The organism is Acidovorax sp. FG60 (genome assembly GCF_057808995.1).
The window spans coordinates 66789-81666 of sequence record NZ_JBMDJC010000021.1; the positions used below are offsets into that span (position 1 = coordinate 66789).

The 14878-nt window shown below is 65.8% G+C and carries 13 protein-coding genes; 6 read left to right on the forward strand and 7 right to left on the reverse strand.

Translation table 11 applies throughout. From position 1 onward, the window contains the following. Nucleotides 1–68 precede the first annotated feature (68 nt). The 3 genes from ACODS0_RS23245 to ACODS0_RS23255 form a co-directional block, all read right to left on the reverse strand. Entirely contained in the window at nt 69–1472 is a 1404-nt protein-coding gene (locus ACODS0_RS23245) for an NAD(P)/FAD-dependent oxidoreductase (protein WP_488837442.1), read from the reverse strand. A gap of 172 nt (nt 1473–1644) precedes the next feature. Beyond that, nucleotides 1645–3090 carry a DUF1501 domain-containing protein gene (locus ACODS0_RS23250; RefSeq protein WP_121421982.1) on the reverse strand — a complete coding sequence of 482 codons (1446 nt, stop codon included), beginning with the start codon at nt 3088–3090 and terminating at the stop codon, nt 1645–1647. Nucleotides 3091–3101: 11 nt separating this feature from the next. Next, nucleotides 3102–5114, reverse strand: a complete 2013-nt coding sequence (locus ACODS0_RS23255; protein WP_488837444.1) for a DUF1800 domain-containing protein — start codon at nt 5112–5114, stop codon at nt 3102–3104. A gap of 427 nt (nt 5115–5541) precedes the next feature. Here ACODS0_RS23255 and ACODS0_RS23260 point away from each other — a divergent pair, with 427 nt between their 5' ends. From ACODS0_RS23260 to ACODS0_RS23275, 4 genes are all read left to right on the forward strand, one after another. Then, nucleotides 5542–5760, forward strand: coding sequence for a CsbD family protein (locus ACODS0_RS23260; protein WP_055398709.1), 219 nt, complete (start codon nt 5542–5544; stop codon nt 5758–5760). Between the two features lie 119 nt (nt 5761–5879). Next, entirely contained in the window at nt 5880–6461 is a 582-nt protein-coding gene (locus tag ACODS0_RS23265; protein WP_121421983.1) for a hypothetical protein, read from the forward strand. A 198-nt stretch (nt 6462–6659) separates the two neighbouring features. After that, the gene (locus ACODS0_RS23270; protein ID WP_306555993.1) at nt 6660–7175 is read left to right on the forward strand and encodes a hemerythrin domain-containing protein; all 516 of its coding nucleotides are present in this window, start codon (nt 6660–6662) and stop codon (nt 7173–7175) included. Between the two features lie 95 nt (nt 7176–7270). Further along, entirely contained in the window at nt 7271–8317 is a 1047-nt protein-coding gene (locus ACODS0_RS23275; RefSeq protein WP_488837447.1) for a sensor domain-containing diguanylate cyclase, read from the forward strand. A gap of 88 nt (nt 8318–8405) precedes the next feature. Here ACODS0_RS23275 and ACODS0_RS23280 read toward each other — a convergent pair whose 3' ends face one another. Together ACODS0_RS23280 and creD are read right to left on the reverse strand one after the other, a co-directional pair. Next, nucleotides 8406–8726 (reverse strand): hypothetical protein, encoded by a 321-nt coding sequence (locus tag ACODS0_RS23280; RefSeq protein WP_488837449.1) that lies wholly within the window; start codon nt 8724–8726, stop codon nt 8406–8408. Then, the gene (creD, locus tag ACODS0_RS23285) at nt 8723–10204 is read right to left on the reverse strand and encodes a cell envelope integrity protein CreD (RefSeq protein WP_488837450.1); all 1482 of its coding nucleotides are present in this window, start codon (nt 10202–10204) and stop codon (nt 8723–8725) included. The genes ACODS0_RS23280 and creD overlap by 4 nt, the downstream gene beginning before the upstream one ends. Before the next feature lie 183 nt (nt 10205–10387). Between creD and ACODS0_RS23290 the strand changes: the two genes are divergently transcribed. Beyond that, entirely contained in the window at nt 10388–10768 is a 381-nt protein-coding gene (locus ACODS0_RS23290; RefSeq protein WP_228897638.1) for a phosphopantetheine adenylyltransferase, read from the forward strand. On the opposite strand, the gene creC is transcribed toward ACODS0_RS23290, so the two are convergent. After that, nucleotides 10765–12231 carry a two-component system sensor histidine kinase CreC gene (gene creC, locus ACODS0_RS23295; RefSeq protein ID WP_218301226.1) on the reverse strand — a complete coding sequence of 489 codons (1467 nt, stop codon included), beginning with the start codon at nt 12229–12231 and terminating at the stop codon, nt 10765–10767. The two genes, ACODS0_RS23290 and creC, sit on opposite strands and share 4 nt — an antisense overlap. A gap of 438 nt (nt 12232–12669) precedes the next feature. On the opposite strand from creC, the gene ACODS0_RS23300 reads away from it, so the two are divergent. Next, nucleotides 12670–13932 (forward strand): porin, encoded by a 1263-nt coding sequence (locus ACODS0_RS23300; protein ID WP_121421989.1) that lies wholly within the window; start codon nt 12670–12672, stop codon nt 13930–13932. A gap of 237 nt (nt 13933–14169) precedes the next feature. On the opposite strand, the gene ACODS0_RS23305 is transcribed toward ACODS0_RS23300, so the two are convergent. Continuing rightward, nucleotides 14170–14874 (reverse strand): response regulator, encoded by a 705-nt coding sequence (locus ACODS0_RS23305; protein ID WP_431151578.1) that lies wholly within the window; start codon nt 14872–14874, stop codon nt 14170–14172. Nucleotides 14875–14878: the final 4 nt, after the last annotated feature.

Here is a 14878-nt window from a genome sequence, read left to right on the forward strand (position 1 = left end):
GGTGTAGCCCGGTGGGTGCCTGTCGTCTGTCGAGGCCTCGCCTTGTGGCGATCAGCGGCGCCCACCGGTTATGAACGTGTCGGCGCGGCGGTTTCTGCCTGTTTTGCGCCGTTGGATTTAGCGCTTCCCTCAATCCCCGTTACAACCCGCGCATAGCGCGCAAAGCTCCAGTACGCCCAGGCCCAGTCCAGCAGCACGACCAGGCGGTTGCGAAAGCCGATCAGGAAGTAGACGTGCGCGAACAGCCAGAACAGCCACGCAAAGTAGCCTGAAAAGCGCACCGGCCCAGCGGGCGAGGTGAGGTCCACCACGGCGGAGTTGCGGCCGATGGTGGCCAGGTTGCCGTAGTCGCGGTAGCGAAACGGATGCGTGGCCTGGCCGGCCAGGCGGCGCAGGATGTTGGCGGCCGTGGCGCGCCCCATCTGCTTGGCGCCGGGTGATACACCGGGAACGGGGGTGGGCTCCTGGCCGGGCGCGTGGCTCTTGGCAGCAGCCAGGTCGCCGATGACGCTGATCTCGGGGTGGCCGGGCAGGCTGAGATCCGGCGCTACCACCACGCGGCCCGCCCGGTCGGTGTCGCAACCTGTGGCCCCGGCCAGCTGGCGCCCCAGCGCCGAGGCCGCCACACCCGCCGCCCAGACAATACATTTGCTCTTAATTTGATAGCTAATTGCGCTTGTTGGTTGAGCGTTGGATGGCGATTCGACCATCAACCCGTCGCTGTCGATGGCGGTGACGCGGGCGTTCAGGCGCACTTCCACGCCCAGCTTTTCGAGCTGCTCCTTGGCGCGCTGGCTCAGTGCCTCGGGCATGGACTGGAGCACGCGGGGGCCGCCTTCGAGCAGGATGATTTTTGCGCTGGCCGGGTCGATGTGCCGGAACTCACCGGGCAGTGTGTGGCGTGCGATCTCGGCCAGCGTGCCCGCCATCTCCACGCCCGTGGGGCCTGCGCCCACGACCACAAAGTTGAGCCAGTCGGCGCGGCGGGTGGGGTCCGCTTCCTTTTCTGCCGCCTCGAAGGCCAGCAGGATGCGGCGGCGGATCTCGAAGGCATCGTCCAGCGTCTTGAGGCCCGGGGCATGGGGTGCCCAGTCGTCGCGGCCGAAGTAGCTGTGGGTGGCGCCTGCAGCAACGATGAGGTGGTCGTAGGGCAAGGGGGCAGACGGGTGGGGCCCGTCCTTCAAATGCACGGTGCGCGCTGCCACGTCGATGTGCGTGACTTCGCCGAGCAAAGTCGTGACGTTGGGCTGCTGCCGAAACAGGTGCCTGATGGGCGCAGCGATGGCCGGCGCCGACAGCCCGGCCGTGGCCACCTGGTAAAGCAGGGGCTGGAAGAGGTGGTGGTTGGTCTTGTCGATGAGCGTCACATCCAGCGCGGCACCGCGCAGCGCACGGGCGGCTTCGAGGCCGCCAAAGCCGCAGCCGATGATGACAACACGGGGGCGGGGCGAGGGAGCAGAAGAAGTGGTCATGCCCCCATTATTGGGGCTCGCAGCTTCCGGGCAGCCTGTGAAACGGGCGCCCTCCCGGACAAGGGCAGCCAAGCAAGGGCCGCCCCGCAGCGAGGGCTGCGTCCCCCCGCCCGCAGCGCGCAGCGCTACGAGAGCGGGGGGAAGCGGCGCAGCCGCTCCGGGGGGGCTCACATCACGCCATGAAACCCAGGTTGGTCGGGTAGTCGGCCCCGCCAAAGTGGCTCAGATTGGGCAGCACGCCCGCCAGTTCGCTGTTGCTCACGCCAAACCAGCTGGCCAGAGTGGCCGCGTACTGGTCCACCGAGGTGCTGGGCAGCAGGCGGCCCTGGCCCACATGCCACTGGTCGTTGGCATCGGCAGTGTTGGTGATGCTGACCGGCGGCGCCTTGCCATAGAAGGCCTTGCCCTTGACCGCGCCACCCACCATGAGATGGTGGCTGCCCCAGCCGTGGTCCGAGCCGTCGCCGTTGGAGCTGAGCGTGCGGCCGAAGTCCGAGGCTGTGAACGCCGTCACCTTGTCGGCCACGCCCAGTTCGACCGTGGCGTTGTAGAACGCGGTCATGGCTTCGCTCACGCGCTGCATGAGCGTGGGCTGCTGCGAGATCAGGTTGTCATGCAGGTCGAACCCGCCCAGCGACACCATGAACACCTGCCGTTTGCTGCCCAATGCGGTGCGTGCACCAATGAGGCGGGCGACCATCTTCAGCTGGTCGGCCAGCGAATTGCTGGTGGGGAAGGCCGTGGCCAGCGTGACACCGGCCAGCCCGGAGGTGATGGAAGCCTCGGCGCCCACAGCCCGCGCGGTGACGCGGTTGTATTCGTTCTCCAGCGTCTGGCCGCTGGTTTGCTGGATCAGCGAGGTCAGCGCTGCGCGCACGGCCGTGGAGCCGTAGACATTGCTTTTGACGCCGTTGATCGGGATCGCACCGTTGGTGCTGACCTGGTACTGCAGCGCGGAGTCGCCCGAGAGGAACACCGCATTGCCCGTGACGGAGATGCAGGTGAACAGCGAACTGCCGTTGGAGGACAGCGCCAGGTCGCCGATGTTGCCGCCCCAGCCCACGGTGGAGCCTTCGGGCGAGGACGACTGCCAGACCGATTGCTGGTCGTTGTGCGAGAACAGCTTGGGGGGCAGCGGGTACAGCGCACGGTTGCTGCCGCTGTACTGCGCACGCGTGAGTGGAACCACCAGGGGGCCCACGTTCAGCTGCACGGCTGCCTTGCCGGTGTTGAACAGGTTGGTCAGCCCGGTCATGGCAGGGTGCAGCGCGTACTGGCGCCCACCGGCCAGTGGCGTGGTGGGCGCGAGCAGGGTGGGGGTCAGGGCGGACTTGGCCAGGGCAATGCCCCCCGCCGTCTGCCCGGCACCGCCTCCGCGCGCGGCGCTGTATTTGTTGTAGCTGTCGTCGTCATAGGTAATGACGGTGTTGGCGTAGTCGTTGCCGCCGTACAGGAAGACGCAGACCAGCGCCTTGTAGTCGGTGGCCGTGAAAGCTGCGGCTTCGCCCACGGCGGCGAGATTGAGCGCAAAAGGCAGGGCGGTGCCTGCCATGCCCAGCTGGGCCGAGCGGCGCAGGAAGGCGCGGCGGGAATGGAGGTCGGGTTGGAGGAGATGCATGGCGGCGCGCCTTATTTCTGGATCAGGTATTCGGCCGAGGCCATGACGAGGAAAATCGCGGCCGCCACGCGGTCACGTTTGGCGTTGTCCGTGCTTGCCGCCGTGACGGGGGTCGTCTTGAGGGCGTCTGCGATGAGCTTGACGGTGGCTGCAGACAGCTGGCCAGCCGTCATGAGCAGGTTGATCCGGTCCACGAGCGCATCGGCATCGGCCACGATGGCCAGTTCGTTGGTATAGGCCGCCTTGATGTCGAAGCCGTTGTTGCCGTTGCTGCCGTTGTTGGGCAGGTCTGGCGCGTTCACGAAGATACCGTTGCGGATCACGCCCTGCATGTAGTTGAGGTAACCGCCCACGCTGCTCTCGTTGACCAGCTGGAACTCGGGCGCCACGGCACCGGCCGTGGCCAATGCCGTCGAAGGCGGCACATAGCCCGGCCGGAAGAAGTTGAACACCGATGGCGAGCGCAGCGGGCTCTGCGCCAGGCGCGAGCCGGCCGAGCTGAGGTCGCCGATCTTCCAGCTGCCGTATTGCGACGCGATGCCAAAGGTGCGGCCCCACTGCACAAAGCGCAGCATGGGCTCGCGCAGGCGGCCGAACATGGGGTCCGTGAGCCCGGCGGGCGCACGGGCTTCGTCGTCGAGCAACACAGCCTTGACCACGGCCCGCAGGTCGCCCCGCACGCCGAGGCCGTTGTTGTTGAATGCGGCGGCCACACGGCTGATGTAGCCGGGTGACGGGTTGCTGGTGACCAGGCGCTGGATCAGCTGCTTGCCGATGAATGGCCCCACGTTGGGGTGGTTGAAGATGGTGTCCAGCGCCGTTTTGAGCGCCGCCGCACCGGGTGTGCCAGCGGCAACCGTGGTGCCCAGGAAGGTGGCGGCCAACGTGGAGTGCCGCGACTCGTTGAGTGCCATGGGCAGCCGCGTGAAATGGGTGCTGGGCACGGTGCGCGTGGTGCCAGGCACAGTGGTCGGGGCATTTTGCGACTGGTCGTAGTCGTAGCCCGTGAACACGCGTGCCAGGTTGGTGATGTCGCTCTGGGTATAGCTATCGACCACCTGGCCCGAGCCATTGCGCTTGGCTGTGCCATCCTGGTTCAGCTCCACGAGCCCGATGGACATCAGCTGCAGGATCTCACGGGCATAGTTCTCATCGGGCTGGCGGCCGGTGGAGGGGTTTTCCTTCTGGTTGCCGCGCGTGTTGAGGTAGTAGCCCATCGCGGGGTTGAGGGTCACGTCCTCCAGCAGCTTGCGGAAGTTGCCGAAGGCATTGGCAACCAGCTGGTCCCAGTAGTGGGCGATGGCATGGCTGCGCCAGCTGAAGTCCAGGCCCGAGAGCGATACCACGCAGATCTCGGACAGCGCGAGTGCCACGCGTTTGCGCAAGCCGTCGCTGGATGTCATGAGCTGTTGCCAGATCATGTAGTCGCCCGGGTAGGTGTTGTCGTAGTACGACGTGGCGTTGTCCACCGTGTTGTACCCGCGCTGGTTCAGCCAGTCCCACCCTTTGGTGCCGACGGGCAGGCTGAACTGGTTGTTGATCCAGCTGTCGTAGGTGCTGGCGCGCAGGGTGGCGATTTCGCCGGTGGATGCCGAGAACTGCGCTTGCAGGAGAAACCGCGCCGCTTCCTGGTCGGTGTCGGCCCGTGTGTAGGAGTAGCTTCCAGCTCCCGGGGCTGGCGGTGGGGGCGGCGGCGTCGCAGGCCCTGGAGCGGGTGTGGGGCCGGGTGCTGGTGCAGGCCCTGGGGCGGGCGGCGTGGCGGGACCTGGTGCGGGGGCCGGGCCAGGCGCAGGTGCCGGTCCAGGGGGGGGCGCGGAGCCCGGTGTTGGCGTCGTGGGCGGGCTCACGGTTTCATCAGCCGCATCACCACCACCACAGGCCGCCAACGCCACGCTGGCCATCAGGGCGGCGAGCGTGGCCTCCTTGGGCAACGGGGCCGGGCGCGGAGCCGGCTTTGTGGTGTCGATTCCCTCTGCAACCTCGGCAGGCGCTGCTGCGCAAGGCTCCTCTTTCAACAGTGTCATGGTGGTTCTGCTAGTTGTTTGTCACGCGAGCAACACCCTGCGTAGAGCCTTCCAACGCATCGCGTGCACGGGCCGTTTGCGTGGGTAGCTCTGCCCTGGGTGCCAAGGCCGGTGAATCAAGTGTATGGATTTGCAACTGGGAGCCACTCGGGCTAAATCGTTATGAATGACTACAAAAGTCACCAAATGCAACTTTTTACCCAATGAGGTCGGTTTCGACTATGGCGTATTCACCCACGGTTTTCTGAGCGGCGATCCCGAGCGGCTTGTCTGGCATCGGTGTAGTCCACAGGCCGACGTTCTCTGCCTCTGACTGCCTACGTGTGGCGCGGCGCGGGGTTTCTACAGTGGGCTCATCGCTGACCGGCACCGTTTACCGCCATATCGGTGGCATGGCCGCAGCGAAACAACCGCAAGGAAGAAGACCATGAACGAAGACACCCTCAAGGGCAACTGGAAGCAGTTCAAAGGCAAGATGATTGAACAGTGGGGCAAGCTCACGAACGATGACTTTGACGTCATTGATGGCAAGCGTGAACAGTTCCTGGGCAAGCTGCAGGAGCGCCAGGGCATTGCCCGCGACGCAGCCGAAAAGCAGCTCAAGGAATGGCAAGAACGCCACCCGGACTTCCGCTTCAACGACTGACCGGTTGCCCGGCGCAGGGGCCCGGCCCCTGCCCTGCAGCAACACGGGAAACGACGGCTCCCGCACCCTGGTGCAGACAGCTGGACACCCCTGAATCACCCAATCCCGAGGAGAAACCCATGAAATTCGCACGTACTCTGATCGCATCCGTGGCTGCCGGCCTGCTGGCAACCTCTGCCTTCGCCATGACCGAACCCGAGCACAAGGCCGCCAAGGAGCGCATCTCGGCCGACTACAAGGCCGACAAACAAAAGTGTGATGCCCTGAAGGCCAACGCCAAGGACGTCTGTGTGAAGGAAGCCAAGGGCAAGGAAGATGTGGCCAAGGCAGAACTGGAAGCCCAGTACAAGCCGAGCCCCAAGGCCACCCAGAAGGTTGCAGAAGCCCGCGCTGACGCTGCCTACTCTGTCGCCAAGGAAAAATGCGATGACCTGAAGGGCAATGAAAAGGATGTCTGTGAAAAGGATGCCAAGGCTGCCCAGGTGAAGGCCAAGGAAGATGCCAAGGTTGCCGCAGCGCAGGCCAAGCCTGCTGACAACGCCGCCGAAAAGGGCGCCGCCGTGGCAGAGGCCCGCAAGGATGCCAACGCAGAAAAGAACGACGCCAACTACAAGGCCGCCAAGGAGCGCTGCGATGCGCTGTCGGGTGATGCCAAGTCCAAGTGTGTGGACGACATGAAGCGCATGTACGGCAAGAGCTGATCCGCTGGGGACCTCTCAGTGGCCGGTACTCCCAGCCGCTGGCAGTCTTCACAATGCCCCGCCCCGTGCGGGGCATTTTTTGTTGTGGGGTCCGGATGGTACTGAGCGGTTGATGCCGAACTGACCTGCATCAACACGCCCTGGTGGCTGGCGGCCTAAGCTCGAGCCCTGTTTTTGTCTCGCTGCAAAGGGATTCCCATGGCACAACTCGAATGGTCGGACGCGCTGGCCCTGGACCTGCCCCTGATGGACGACACCCACCGCGAATTCGTGGACCTGCTGGCCGCCGTGGACCGGGCCGACGATGCGCAGCTGCTCTCGACCTGGCATGCGCTCGTGGAGCACACCGATCACCATTTTGCGCAGGAGGACGCCTGGATGGCGTCCACCCGTTTTGCCTCGGGCAACTGCCACAGCATGCAGCACCGGGTGGTGCTGCAGGTCATGCGCGAAGGGGTGGTGAGGGCCCAGCAAGGCGACCTGCAAGTGCTGCGTGTGATGGCCAGCGAACTGGCGCTGTGGTTTCCGCAGCACGCCCAGAGCATGGACGCTGCGCTGGCCCTGCACTTGCGCCGTGTGGGCTTTGACCCGGTCTCGGGCGTGGTGCACGCGCCGCACGCGTTGCCGGGCGAACTGATCCAGGGTTGTGGTGGATCGACCTGCTCCGACACCTCGGCCGGTGTTGCCGCCACCGAGCCAGCGGCAATGGCCTGAGAGCGTCAACAGGCTCTTACCCCCGTGCGCAGGCCGCGCCGGTGTGGCATGCTGCCAAGTCTCTAGGCAAGTGGGCGGCATGACCGCTGTGTTTCATGGCCGAAACCTCTTCCCCAGTGGCTCTGTACGACGAGGCCGCAAGTCTCCAAGCCCTGCAGCGCTATGGCATTCTCGACACGCCGATGGAGCCCGCCTACGACGACCTGGCAGGGATTGCGGCCCATGTGTGTGAAGCCCCAGTCGCCCTGATCAACCTGCTCGACAGCCACCGCCAGTGGTCCAAGGCATCGTTGGGGGTTGCGGTGCAAGAAATCCCGCTGGACCAGTCCGTGTGCCGCTACGCCGTGCGGCAGCCCGGCGTGTTCATCGTGCCCGACCTGGCGAAGGATGCGCGTTTTGCGCACTTCAGCATCGTGACCCAAGAAAATCCGCTCCGCTTCTATGCCGGGGCGCCGCTGGTCACGCCCGATGGTTATGCCCTGGGCACGCTCTGCGTGCTGGACCACCGGCCGCGCCATCTGTCCCAAAAGGCCCAGGACATGTTGTGTGCGCTGGCGCGCCAGGTGATCCGCCTGCTGGAGCTCAAGCGCGCCAACGACCGCCAGGGCCAGATGCTGGTGGAGCTGGAAGAAGCGCGCCGCCAGATGGCCGTGCTGGCCCATACCGATGTGTTGACCGGCCTGGCCAACCGGCGCTCGTTCACCGCGCGCCTTTTGCAGGAGCAGGCCCTTTTGCGGCGCGACGGTGAACCCGCCTGTCTGTTGATGATGGACATCGACCACTTCAAGCGCGTCAACGACGTGCATGGCCACCATGTGGGCGACCAGGCCCTGCAGCTTTTTGCCACGCTCTGCCGCGATGTGTTCCGCGCGGCAGACATGGTGAGCCGCTGGGGCGGCGAGGAGTTTCTGGCCCTGTTGCCTGCTACCCGGGTGGAGCAGGCCCAGGCGGTGGCGCAGCGTGTGCATGACGCGCTGACCACCCACCCGGTGCCGGGGGTGATGCCGCCCTTGGCGCTGACCGTGAGCATGGGACTGTCCAACTTCGATCCCCTGCGCCCTCTCGACATCACCCTGCGCGCGCTGGATTCAGCGCTCTACACAGCCAAGCGCGAAGGCCGCAACCGCACCGTGGTGGTGTAAGTGCAGCGAATTTGCTTTAATTTTGATAGCTGCTAGCGCTTTTCAGTAAAGCTCTAGGGCCGTATTCTTTCAATATTTCGACGCGGCTTCAGTGCCCTGCGGTGCGGGGCAGTATCAGCGCAGCCATGCGCCATGACAGATCCCGCAGCGCCCGGCGCACGGCGGGTGAATCCTGCGCACCCACGGGGTTGGCATCGCTGCGCGGGCAGAACGCAGCCTCCAGGACCTGCTGCTTGGCGCAGTCCAGCGCCACCCGGTCTTGCGCCCGCAGGGCCGCCATCAGCTGGTCGCGGTGGCGCTGCACGCGCTCCGCTTCGGCCAGCGTCAGGGTGGGCGGGTGCGCGGCAGCGCCTGCGGCCGGGCCGGTGAGGTGCTGTGCCCAGGACAGGGGCGTGGTGCGCGTTGTCATACAGCGCTCACCGGCGGTGTAGGGGGCGTGGCGGGGCGCGCAGCCGGTGGGGCGGGAGGGCGCACCTCCGGTGGGGCCATCGGGCGGCGGGCCGGGGTGTTGCCCTGCGACAGGCCGTACCAGTTCACCTTGCGCGTCAGCACCATCACAGCGGTCAGTACCAGGAACAGCGCAATGGCACCCACCACCAGGGCAGTCTGCTCCAGCTGCAGCAGCACATATAGCAGGCCATACAGCACCGCGATGCCCCCGCCGAGCGGGATGCCCCGCGCCAGCCCACCCAGCATGTGGCTGGCGTAGTAGGCGAGCAGCAGCACACAGGCGCTGGCGGCCACGGCGTACGAGACGCCGAACGGCAGGTGCTCCGACAGGCTCACCAGCAGCAGGAAGAAGCTGCACAGCGCGCTGCCCACCAGCAGGTACTGCACCGGGTGCACGCGCAGCTTCTTCATCAGCTCGAACAGGCCCACGGCCACGAAGGTGAGGGCAATGAACAGCACGCCATATTTGGTGGCGCGGTCCGACAGCGAATAGGGGTTCACCGGGTCGATGAAAGCCACGCTGAAGCTGTCGGCGCAGTCGCCGGGGGTTGCGCCTCCGGGCACATAGTCGCTGTGGCCGCCGTCGTCTGTGCCGCCCAGGCAGATGCGTTTGCCGTTGGCAATGTCGGCCTGCGCCGTGGTGGCCAGCGACGACAGGCGCCACTGGGCCGCGAAACCGGTCTTCTTGACCTCGCGCTCAGACGGCAGAAAGCGGCCACCGAACGATGGGTGGGGCCAGCTGCTGGTCATCTGCACCTCGGTGTTGCCACCCAGCGGCACAAAGGCCAGGCGTTCGGTGCCCACCAGTTCCAGGTCTAGCGTGGCGGTCAGTCCGTCGGCCTTGCCGCGCACCGATTCTGGCAGTGCCGCATGCAGGCCCCGGCTGTAGGTGGGGTGGAAGGTGCCGGGCTTGAGGGCCAGGGTCTGCGAATCCAGGGTGAACTGCGCGGTGCGGATGCCACGCGCGTCGCCCACGGCCATCATGACGATGGGCGCGCCGCAGTGCATGCGCGAGTTTTTCATGCTGCTTTGCGGCACCAGGCTGACCAGCGGCCCCCACTGCGCCGTCACGTGGGCCTTGAGGTTGAAGGTGTTCACCTTGTGCAGGCCGCGCGCACGCTCTTCCATCGCGGCGCCGGTGCTGAGCTTGAGCTGCTCGGGCATGGCGGTCAGCAGGAACTCGCGGCGCTGCTCCACCATGCGGCGCTCGTCGCCCTTGCCGGTCTCTACCTCCCAGCTCTCCACACAGGCGCTGTGGATCATCGGGCCCATCAGCGTCTGCGGTCCGGCCAGGCTTTCGGCCACGCTCTGGGCGGTGATGCTGCGGTAACGCAACCGGTCGCGCACCACGTCTTCGATCATGCCGAGGCCAAAGAGAAGCAGCACGGTGATGGCGGCCAGCGCGGCCAGTTTGGTGAACAAGGGGTGTTTGAGCAAGAGATCCTCCACAAATGATGTTGTGGAGGCAGTGTTGGGGCCCGGTGTGAGGGCGCTATGAAGTTTGTGAGGCCAGTGTGAAGTCGGGCGTTGTGTCGGCATGACCTGTCAGGTCATCGACGGCCGAACTCCTTGCACCTACAAACGGCGCATGGCTAAAAGAAACACGTTTTAGGGGGCGGCATGCGCTATGGGGTTCCGTTGATTCTGGTCTTGGTGGCAGTGGTCCATGCACTGCCGCTGGTGGGCGTGCTCGGGGCGGGCAAGCTGGCGCAGCTGTACGGCACCCCGGTGCAGGATGCAGGCGTGGAGCTGCTGTTGCGGCACCGGGCCGTGCTTTTCGGGCTGCTGGCCGCCTTCATGGGCTATGCAGCCCTGCGCCCCGATCTGCATCGGCTGGGCCTGGTGGCGGGGCTGGTGAGCGTGGTGTCGTTTCTGCTGCTGTCGTGGCTGCAGCGGGGCAGCGCGCTCAGCGCCCCGCTGGTGACGGTCGTGCGGGTGGATGGGGTGGCACTGGCCTTGCTGGTGGTGGGGCTCGCTCTACACCTGCGCCGCTCGCATTAACTGGCGGGAAACTCCAGCGCCACTTGCAACCCAGGCCCGGTATTGCGCACCACCATCTGCCCCCCGTGCAGCGCCATCACGCGCTTGACGATGGCCAGCCCCAGGCCCGATCCGCTGCGCTCGCCGCCTGGCCGCGCGGTGGTGAAGAAGCGTTCGCCCAGGCGGGGCAGGGCGTAGTCGGGCACGCCGGGGCCGCTGTCCCGCACGGCCACGGTGGCGCCGTCCAGCTCCACTTGCACCGTGCTGCCTGCTGGCGCAAAGTCGATGGCGTTGTCCAGCAGATTGGTCAGTGCCATGGTCACCAGCTCGGCCTCCCAGGGGCCGTTGCTCCCCGTACCGGACAGGGCCAGCATGATGCCGCGTTGCGCAGCACGGGCGCGTGTCTGGCCGATGGCGGCCTCGGCGCAGGCCTGCAGGGCCACAGGCGCGCGACCCTCGGCATGGTGGCGCTGCTCCAGTTTGGACAGCTCCAGCAGCCGGTCGATGATGCGCTGCAGGCGCTCGCTTTGCTGCACGACCTGGGTCGCAAATTCGGCACGGTCGGCAGCGGGCAGCTCGTCCTGCAGCAGCTCGCCCGCGCCCCGGATGGCCGCCACGGGGCTTTTGAGTTCGTGCGTCAGTGCGCGCACATAGCCTTCGATGTAGTCGCGCCCTTCCAGCCGGGCACGCATGCGGTCCATGGCGCGGGCCAGGTCGCCCAGCTCGCCCGGTACCTCGGGCACGGCCAGCGCCGTGGTGGGCGGGGCGCCGGGGTCATGGCGCTCGCCATCGGCGGGGCCCTGCACGCTCAAGGCGTAGTCGCGCAGACGGCGCACGTTCCACACCATCCACAGCGTCACGGCCACGCCGACGGCGGCCGAGAGCGCCAGTAGCAAAAGGCCGCCCATGAACACCTTGCGCTCGGCGCGGTCGATGAAGCGCTGCACGGTGCGGGTGGGTTTGGCCACCGTCAGCACGCCTGCAATCTGTTCTTTCACGTAGATGGGCGCCGCCACATGCATCACGCCGCTGGTGTCGTCGTCTTCCACATCGCGCGTGGAGCGTGCGCCGTACTCGCCCCGCAGCGTGCGGGCCACGTCGCGCCACTGCGAGTAGTCGGCGCCGATGGCGCGGTTCTCCGAGTCGAACAGCACGCGGCCCGTGGTGTCGGTCACATAGATGCGGTAGTCCAGTGACTGCTTGGAGAAACCCCAGATCGCTGCATCGATGGGCCGCGTGGCGTAGCGGCGCACATGCTGCGCAAACGGGCTGGTGCTGCTGTTGTCAGCCCCCGCCGCCAACCGCCCGGCGGCCAGGTCTTCGCTGGCCAGCTCGGCCAGGATGTTGGCCGTGTCCACCATCATGTCCTCCATCACCTCGCGCACGCTGGGTTTGATCTCGGCCATGAACACGCGCAGCACAAAAAACGCGGCGATGCCGTTGATCAGGAAGAAGGCGAACAGCAGGCGGATGCCCAGGCGCATGGGGCAGTTCTCTTAAAAAATCTTGACCGGCAAAGCGTCTCAGAAGCGCTGAGTATCGGTATGGAGCAAGACGATGTGGGGGACGGGCAGTGCGTAGCACGCCTGGCGGACATGCTGGTCAGATCGTACAGGCGGTTGAATCGCAAGGTGAATTTGGCCAGGAAGCGCGTTGCGGGCTCCCTGTGCGTGATGCTGCGACCCAGTCCTTGCCATCTGGCACGGGATGCACCGTGGGGACTCAAAGCCTGTTGCGTGGCCCACATAAGTTGCAAGCGCGCAACGTTTTCGCTCGAAAACAGGTCGGTACGACTGGGCTGCTCCAGCGATCCCGTGCTACCCGCTGTTACCGCTTGAGACATGTCACCTAGGCTGAACCCGGAGCTGCCCACGGTGTGGCGTGGGCTTCTGCCAATTTCATGCAGCAACAGGAGACAAGTTATGAACAAAATGCGTGCCCTTTCAGCGGCCGTGCTTGGGTGCTTTTCGTCGTTTGGCATGGCGCAAAGCGCGGCTGACGGGAGCAGTGTGACGATGTACGGCATCGTCGACGTTGGCATCCAACATGTCACCGGAGCACCCGGCGGCTCTAAGACCAGCCTTACCAGTGGGAACATGCAAGGTTCGCGCCTCGGATTCAAGGGAAATGAAGACCTGGGCGGTGGATACCGCGTCGTCTTCACGCTCGAATCGCGGCTCGAAGCAGACACCGGCGCACTGGGCAACCGCCCCATTTCCCAAGGTCGGCTGCCGGACCGACTCAGCAACGCTGGATCGTTGGGCCTGCCTGCTGCGCTTCAGCCTGCTGTCTCCGCAGTGGCCGCCCAGATCGGTAGTTCCGTGGGCGTCAACTTGGGCAACAACTTCTTTGATCGGCAAGTATTCACCGGTCTGATCACCCCGTTCGGTGCCTTCACGTTCGGGCGACAGTACACACCGGGCTACTTGGCCAACGCCAACTTTGACGCGATGAAGACCGAGTCCAGCCTGTCACTGGGACAGTTGGTGGCGATTCCGGCTTCGTTCGATATCCGCGTGAGCAACTCACTCCAGTACGGTCTGCAATGGAACGGATTCACCGCCACCGCGATGTACGCAGCCGGGGAAGTCGCTGGTCGGTCGAGCGCGGGGCGGCTGTGGGGTGCCATGGCCATGTACAACGGCAACGGCTATTCGTTCGGCGGCGGTTACAACACACGCAACAACGAACTGGGTGAAAAGTCGCTGACGACCGCTGTCCTCGGCGCGACGCTGGATGTCGGGCCGGGCACCCTGTCGGGCCAATTCAGCGTCATCAAGGACGACCATCCCACCAACCTGTCCGGCATTTCCGCAGTCCTGTCTGCCAACCCTGCCACGGCACCAGTGGCCGGTCTGGTGCAAAACGCCTTCATTCAGGGTTTCCGGCAAGACGCACGCCTGTTCCAGGTTGGCTACCGCATCACCAGCGGCGTGCACGCCGTGACCGTGGCCTACAACAACATGAACGACAAACGCCCGTTCAATGCGGATCGCGCTTCGTATGGGGTGGCTTACACCTATGCACTGTCCAAGCGCACCGACCTGAATGCCGTACTCACACACCTGAACAACAAAAACACGTCGCAAGACATGTTGGGCGGCAACGGATTCCTGGGTGGCGTTGCGGCAGCGCCCGGAAAAGACGTCAATAGCCTGGCACTGTCGATTCGCCATCGTTTCTGAGGGCTTGCAGAGCGGAGGGCATCCGTGTGCTGCGCCGCTCAGGCCCTACACACTACCCCGCCAGATAGTCCGCCTGTCCAGCCCTCCGGCCCGAGCATTTCTCAGTTTTCGGTGGCATGCGGCCGTGGCCTGCACGCCAGTGCTCGTGCCTGCTGGGGCGGGATGCCTTGCAAGGGCCCGCTCTACCTATGAGTGCGTGCAATGTCATTGGCTCCATCGACGGGGGCCAATGGGGTTTTAAATATCGATGCAATACCCCATGCCCCGGTGTGTGCTGATGTACTCGCGCCCCGGGTCCACCTCGCGCAGCTTGGCGCGCAGGGTCTTGATATGGGTGTCCACCGTGCGGTCGGTGCTCTCGCTGTCGTCGCCCCAGGCAGCGGCAAGCAACGCGTCGCGCGAATGAATGCGGCCCGCGCCTCGCAACAGGTGGGACAGCAGGCGGTATTCGCGCCGGGTCAGCGGCAGGGCCTGGCCGCGCAGGCTGATGCGCTGGCCCGTCTCGTCGTCGAGGAACAGCGCGGAGGCCGTGGCGGTGGGCGTTGCCGGGTGGCCATTGCCGTTCCCGTTGCCCGCTCGGCGCAGCAGCGCCTTCACGCGCGCCGCCAGTTCGCGGGGGCTGAAGGGCTTGGTCAGGTAGTCGTCGGCGCCCAGCTCCAGGCCCAGCACGCGGTCGATCTCCTCGCCGTGGGCGCTGAGCATCAGCACGGGCAGGGCGGCGGTGGGCGCGGCGTTGCGAACGTCGCGCAGCAGGTCCAGGCCGCTGCCGTCGGGCAGGCCCACGTCCAGCACCAGCAGGTCAAAACGGGCGCGCTGCAGTTGCTGGCGCGCATCGTGTACCAGCAGGCTGTGCGTGACGGTAAGGCCATCGCGCTCCAGCGCATAGGCCACGGTGCGGGCGATGGCGGGATCGTCTTCGAGCAGCAACAGGCGGGCGGACATGGAG

Excerpts from the sequence above, each read along its gene's own strand:
- ACODS0_RS23275 (WP_488837447.1), top strand. The coding sequence starts at position 7,271 with ATGGCCGAAACCTCTTCCCCAGTGGCTCTGTACGACGAGGCCGCAAGT.
- ACODS0_RS23250 (WP_121421982.1), bottom strand. The coding sequence starts at position 3,090 with ATGCATCTCCTCCAACCCGACCTCCATTCCCGCCGCGCCTTCCTGCGC.
- ACODS0_RS23280 (WP_488837449.1), bottom strand. The coding sequence starts at position 8,726 with ATGACAACGCGCACCACGCCCCTGTCCTGGGCACAGCACCTCACCGGC.
- ACODS0_RS23265 (WP_121421983.1), top strand. The coding sequence starts at position 5,880 with ATGAAATTCGCACGTACTCTGATCGCATCCGTGGCTGCCGGCCTGCTG.
- ACODS0_RS23255 (WP_488837444.1), bottom strand. The coding sequence starts at position 5,114 with ATGACACTGTTGAAAGAGGAGCCTTGCGCAGCAGCGCCTGCCGAGGTT.
- ACODS0_RS23290 (WP_228897638.1), top strand. The coding sequence starts at position 10,388 with ATGCGCTATGGGGTTCCGTTGATTCTGGTCTTGGTGGCAGTGGTCCAT.
- ACODS0_RS23300 (WP_121421989.1), top strand. The coding sequence starts at position 12,670 with ATGAACAAAATGCGTGCCCTTTCAGCGGCCGTGCTTGGGTGCTTTTCG.
- ACODS0_RS23305 (WP_431151578.1), bottom strand. The coding sequence starts at position 14,874 with ATGTCCGCCCGCCTGTTGCTGCTCGAAGACGATCCCGCCATCGCCCGC.
- ACODS0_RS23260 (WP_055398709.1), top strand. The coding sequence starts at position 5,542 with ATGAACGAAGACACCCTCAAGGGCAACTGGAAGCAGTTCAAAGGCAAG.
- ACODS0_RS23270 (WP_306555993.1), top strand. The coding sequence starts at position 6,660 with ATGGCACAACTCGAATGGTCGGACGCGCTGGCCCTGGACCTGCCCCTG.
- ACODS0_RS23245 (WP_488837442.1), bottom strand. The coding sequence starts at position 1,472 with ATGACCACTTCTTCTGCTCCCTCGCCCCGCCCCCGTGTTGTCATCATC.
- creC (WP_218301226.1), bottom strand. The coding sequence starts at position 12,231 with ATGCGCCTGGGCATCCGCCTGCTGTTCGCCTTCTTCCTGATCAACGGC.